This is a genomic window from Micromonospora sp. D75 (genome assembly GCF_018070405.1).
GTDB classification, from domain to species: domain Bacteria; phylum Actinomycetota; class Actinomycetes; order Mycobacteriales; family Micromonosporaceae; genus Micromonospora; species Micromonospora chalcea.
Genome location: NZ_JAGPXV010000452.1, coordinates 1 through 4,958 on the forward strand (window position 1 = coordinate 1; position 4,958 = coordinate 4,958).

General features: G+C 73.2%; 5 protein-coding genes. 2 read left to right on the top strand and 3 right to left on the bottom strand.

Features of this window, described 5'->3' with window-relative positions; genetic code table 11:
* The 3 genes from KBX39_RS22915 to KBX39_RS22925 form a co-directional block, all read right to left on the bottom strand.
* The coding region (locus KBX39_RS22915; protein WP_210872439.1) for a LacI family DNA-binding transcriptional regulator at window positions 1–640 on the bottom strand (640 nt) is incomplete at its 3' end.
* A gap of 228 nt (window positions 641–868) precedes the next feature.
* Window positions 869–1,591, bottom strand: coding sequence for an FkbM family methyltransferase (locus KBX39_RS22920; RefSeq protein ID WP_199496103.1), 723 nt, complete (start codon window positions 1,589–1,591; stop codon window positions 869–871).
* 448 nt (window positions 1,592–2,039) lie between these two features.
* Window positions 2,040–2,420 carry a YccF domain-containing protein gene (locus KBX39_RS22925; RefSeq protein WP_051611482.1) on the bottom strand — a complete coding sequence of 127 codons (381 nt, stop codon included), beginning with the start codon at window positions 2,418–2,420 and terminating at the stop codon, window positions 2,040–2,042.
* Between the two features lie 327 nt (window positions 2,421–2,747).
* Here KBX39_RS22925 and KBX39_RS22930 point away from each other — a divergent pair, with 327 nt between their 5' ends.
* Both KBX39_RS22930 and KBX39_RS22935 read left to right on the top strand, forming a co-directional pair.
* Window positions 2,748–3,857: a Xaa-Pro peptidase family protein gene (locus KBX39_RS22930; protein WP_210872441.1), complete on the top strand. Its 1,110-nt coding sequence runs from the start codon at window positions 2,748–2,750 to the stop codon at window positions 3,855–3,857.
* Window positions 3,854–4,958 (top strand): acyl-CoA dehydrogenase family protein (locus tag KBX39_RS22935; protein ID WP_210872443.1); only part of this gene is annotated, 1,105 nt, incomplete at its 3' end. The genes KBX39_RS22930 and KBX39_RS22935, both read left to right, overlap by 4 nt.

Consider the following 4,958-nt stretch of genomic DNA (forward strand, 5'->3'; position numbering starts at 1 on the left):
GGCCCGGGTCGATCGCCAGGCCGGCTTCGGCGTACGCGCCGGCGAACCCGGCGAGCCGTTCCCGGGTGCAGCCGAACCGGCGCAGGCCGGTGACGACGAGCGGCCGCCGCCGTCCGAGCGCCAGCAGGTGCGTCGCGGCGGCCCGCGCCCCCGCTTCGTTCGTGGTGCGCACGGACGGGAAGCCGGGCTGGTGTCCCCGGTCGTCGATGAGGATGACCGGCAGGCCGCGCCGGTGCAGCTCGGTGATGTAGTCGAGCGTCCCCTCTGGTTCGACCACGAGCAGTCCGTCGAACGACTTGGCCGACACCTGGGAGGCGAAGCGGCGCATCGACTCGTCGCCGTGGGTGCAGGTGAACAGCAGCATGCCGTAGCCGGCGGCCTCGACCACGTCGGCCGCGCCCTGGAGCACCTCGCCCATCCAGGGCCAGGTCAGCGCCGGCACCAGCATGCCGACCACCCGGGTACGTCCCCGGGCCAGCCCGACCGCGCGGGCGCTCGGCACGTACCCGAGGTCGTTGATCACGGCGCGGACCCGGTCGGCGGTGCGCAGGTGCACCTCTCCCTTGCCGTTCAGGACCCGGGACACCGTCGTCTTGCTCACCCCGGCGCGGGCGGCGACGTCGGCGATCGTGATCGGCACGTGGCGCTCCCGGGTCGAAGGGATGAGCGGGATGTTTCGGAACCGGTTGCGGAAGCGGTTCCGTGGCAGTCAACCCAAGTGGCGCGGGTCACGTCAATCACAGATGGGTAACGATGTACAGCTAAGTTCGAGCCGTGAAAAAAGCGCCCGGGCTGCGTCTGCGCCGATCCGCGCGATGAGCAGGGTCGATGCCTTCCGGCCCGGCCGTCGCCGGTCCGAAGTGGAGGTTCAGGGGCGGGCGTACACGTCGCCGGAGTTGGCCTCGTCCGGCAGCGTCCCCAGGTACGCGGCCACCTCGGCGGCCGGACGCCAGCCCGGCAGCGCGAACGTCGTCTCGTCACCGATCGCCACGGTGAACCGGGTGAAGCCCAGCGCGGTGAGCCGGTCCAGGCAGCGCGCCGCCGCCACCCGGGCGATGGTGGTGAACTCGAACGACAGCGCCGGGACCGGCCGGCTCAGCCCGGCCAGCACGGCGTCCTCGAAGCCCTCCACGTCGATCTTCACGAACGCCGGCACGCCGTACGCGGCCATCAGCGCGTCGAGCGTCGTACCGGGTACCTCGATCTGCGCGTCCCAGGTCTCGCCCGCCCAGCCGGGCGCGCCGTCGGCGGCGCGGACGAACCCGGGGGAGGCGGTGGAGACCGTCGGGTTGGCCGAGTTCACGTGCAGTCGCACCGGCCCGGCGGTACGCCCGCACGCCGCCTCGACCACAGTCACCGCGTCGTCGTCCGCGTACAGCTCGCGCAGCGCCCGCGCGCACAACGGCTGCGGCTCGACCGCCACCACCGTCGCGCCGAGACGGCGGAAGCTGCCGAGCCGGTCGCCCACGTGCGCGCCGACGTCGAAGACCAGGTCACCGGCGCGGACGATCGGGGCGTAGAACCGGTCGAGCGCGGCGTCGCGCGCCGGGTCGCCGTGATAGAAGTCCAGCGACCGGCGCAGTCCCGACATCGCCGGGTCCGCCTTCAGCGTCTCGATCACCCCGTCCCGCACGCCTTCGACGCTAGCCAGCGAGGCGTTGGTGCGAGCCGCATTCGCATCCTTCCTGCGGCCAGCGCTCGCCATCACCCCATCCTCCTAGGATGCTGTAGGGATGGTGAGGCCGGCCGCTCACCGCGAACGGGGAACTGGCCGCTGCGGCGCGCCTTCGGTGCTCGCGTTCGTTACCTGCGAGATCTTGGTACGAGACGGCCCTCGGAGGGGCGACTCCGTACCAAGATCTCCACGCCGTCCCGTGGTGGACACCGATCTCGGTTGCCGAGAACGTGGGGGTCGTCCTCGGGTGCGAACGTCAACTCGCCGCGTAACCGTCGCAGAGTGGAACGCCATGGGTGTCAAACAGGGCCGGAGACACCCATGGCGTTCCAGCGGCGGGTGGACCCCGCGTGGCGAGGAGGGGTTACGGGTTCTCGACGACCTCCTGGCCGAGCGGCCACAGCGCCGCCGGGACCAGCTTGAAGTTCGCCACGCCGAACGGGATACCGATGATCGTCACGCAGAGCGCGACGCCGGCGAGGATGTGCGACAGGGCCAGCCACCAGCCGGCCAGCACCACCCAGAGCACGTTGGCCAGGCCGGAGGGAAGCCCGGCGCCCGGCTTGCGCACGATGGTGCGGCCGAACGGCCACAGCGAGTACGAGGCGAGGCGCAGTGAGGCGACACCGAAGGGGATGGTGACGACCAGGACGAAGCAGACCAGGGCGGCGACGCCGTAGCCGAGGGCCAGGACGAAGCCGCCGCCGAAGACGAGCCACAGCAGGTTCAGCAGAAAGCGGATCACCACTCCATGGTCGCTCGTGCCCGCAAGCGCGCGCATATCGGTGCGAGCGGCGGGTAGAGGAGGGCGTGATCGAGCCCGAGCCGTCGTGCCTGTGACCCCTGTCGCTCCGGCGGCGCGCCGGGAGTTCCGGGAGTCGTACGAGCGGCTGCGCCGGTACTTCATCGTGGCACTGCTGCACCGCGACTTCCTGGCCGGTCGCCTGCCGGACATCGCGCGGGCCGGGCGCGGGAGGCCGCGGAGAAGGCCGGCCGGGCCCGGGCGGCGGGCCTCGGCTTCGAGCATCAACCGGACTCCCGCGCTGGCCCAAACGACCGTTAAGCTTCAGCTGTGGGAACCGACGATCTGTACCCGGCCGGGCGACTCGCCGAGGCCCAGCGCGCCACCGCCGCGGCGGGCCTGGACGCGCTGCTGCTCACCCCGGGCTCGGACCTGCGCTACCTGACCGGCTATGACGCCCGCGAGGGGGAGCGGCTGACCTGCCTGGTGCTGCCCGCCGAGGGTGAGCCGACGCTGATCGTGCCGGTGCTGGAGCGGCCGGACGCCGAGGCCGCGCCGGGCACCGGGTACCGGATCGTCGACCACGCCGACGGCGCCGACCCGTGGCCGCTGGTGCGCGCGGCGCTGCCCGGCCCGGTCCGCGCGGTGGGGCTGGCCGACCGGATGTGGGCGCAGCAGGTACTCGCGCTGCGCGACGTGCTGCCTGGCGTGGCGCAGCGGCTCGCCTCCGACGTGCTGCGCGAGATGCGGATCCGCAAGTCGCCGGCCGAGGTGGCCGCGCTGGCCGAGGCGGGCGCCGCGATCGACGCGGTGCACCGGCGGATGGCCGAGTGGCTGCGTCCCGGCCGCACCGAGCGGGAGGTCGCCGCCGACCTGGCCGCCGCGATCCGGGCCGCCGGGCACGCCACTGTCGACTTCGTCATCGTCGCCGCCGGCCCGAACGGCGCGAGCCCGCACCACGGTGTCTCGGACCGTCCGATCGGCGTCGGTGAGCCGGTGGTGGTCGACATCGGCGGCACCATGCCGTCGGGCTACCGCTCCGACTGCACCCGCACGTACGTGGCCGGTGGCCCGGCTCCGGCCGAGTTCGTGGACTACTACGCGGTGTTGTGGGAGGCGCAGCGCGCCGCCGTGGCCGCCGTCGCGCCGGGCGTGACCGCCGAGGCCCTCGACGCGGTCGCCCGCGACGTCATCACCGCCGCCGGTTTCGGCGACGCCTTCCTGCACCGCACCGGTCACGGCATCGGCCTCGACGGCCACGAGGAGCCGTACGTGGTGACCGGCAACCCCCGGCCCCTCGAGGCCGGCATGGCTTTCTCGGTCGAACCCGGGATCTACCTCGCCGGGCGGCACGGCGCCCGGATCGAGGACATCGTCGTCTGCACGACGGACGGCGGGCAACGGCTCAACACCACCCCCACGGAGCTCATCGCGCTATGAACGTCGACCGGATCCTGCCCACCGACGAGGCCCACGACCTGCTGGACCTCGCCACCGAACTCGCCGACCGGGAGCTGGCCCCGGCCGCCGCCGGTTTCGAGGCCCGCGCCGAGTTCCCCCGGGAGGTGCTGCGCACGCTGGGCCGCGCCGGGCTGCTCGGCCTGCCGTACGCCGAGGAGCACGGCGGCGCCGCCCAGCCGTACGAGGTGTACCTGCAGGTGTTGGAGATCCTCGCCAGCCGGTGGCTGGCAGTGGCCGAGGCGGTCAGCGTGCACACGCTGTCCTGCTATCCGGTGGCCCAGTTCGGCACCGACGAGCAGCGCAAACTGCTGCCGGACATGATCGGTGGGGAGCTGCTCGGGGCGTACTGTCTCTCCGAGCCGCAGGGTGGTTCGGACGCGGCGGCCCTGACCACGCGGGCGGTGCGCGACGGCGACGAGTACGTGGTCACCGGCACCAAGGCGTGGATCACGCACGCCCGGGTCGCCGACTTCTACAACATCTTCTGCCGCACCGGCGGCCCCGGCCCGAAGGGCATCTCCTGCCTGCTGGCCGACCGGGCCACGCCGGGCATCCACCCGCAGGCCGCCGAGCGCACCATGGGCCTGCACGCCTCCCCGATCGCGCAGATCGCGTTCGACGACGCCCGGGTGCCGGCGGAGCGGCTGATCGGCGGCGAGGGCGCCGGGTTCACCATCGCCATGTCGGCGCTGGACTCGGGCCGGCTGGGCATCGCCGCGTGCGCGGTGGGCCTGGCCCAGGGCGCGCTCGACTACGCGGTCGGCTACGCCCGGGAGCGGCGCCAGTTCGGCCGCGCGATCATCGACTTCCAGGGGCTCGGGTTCAACCTGGCCGACGCCGCCACCCAGATCTCCGCCGCGCGGGCGCTCACGCTTGCGGCCGCGCGGCTGCGCGACGCGGGCCGCCCGTACTCGATCGAGGCGGCGAAGGCGAAGCTGTTCGCCACCGACGTGGCGATGCGGGTGACCACCGACGCGGTGCAGGTGCTCGGCGGCGCCGGGTACGTCGCCGACCACCCGGTCGAGCGGTACATGCGTGAGGCGAAGGTGCTGCAGATCGTGGAGGGCACCAACCAGATCC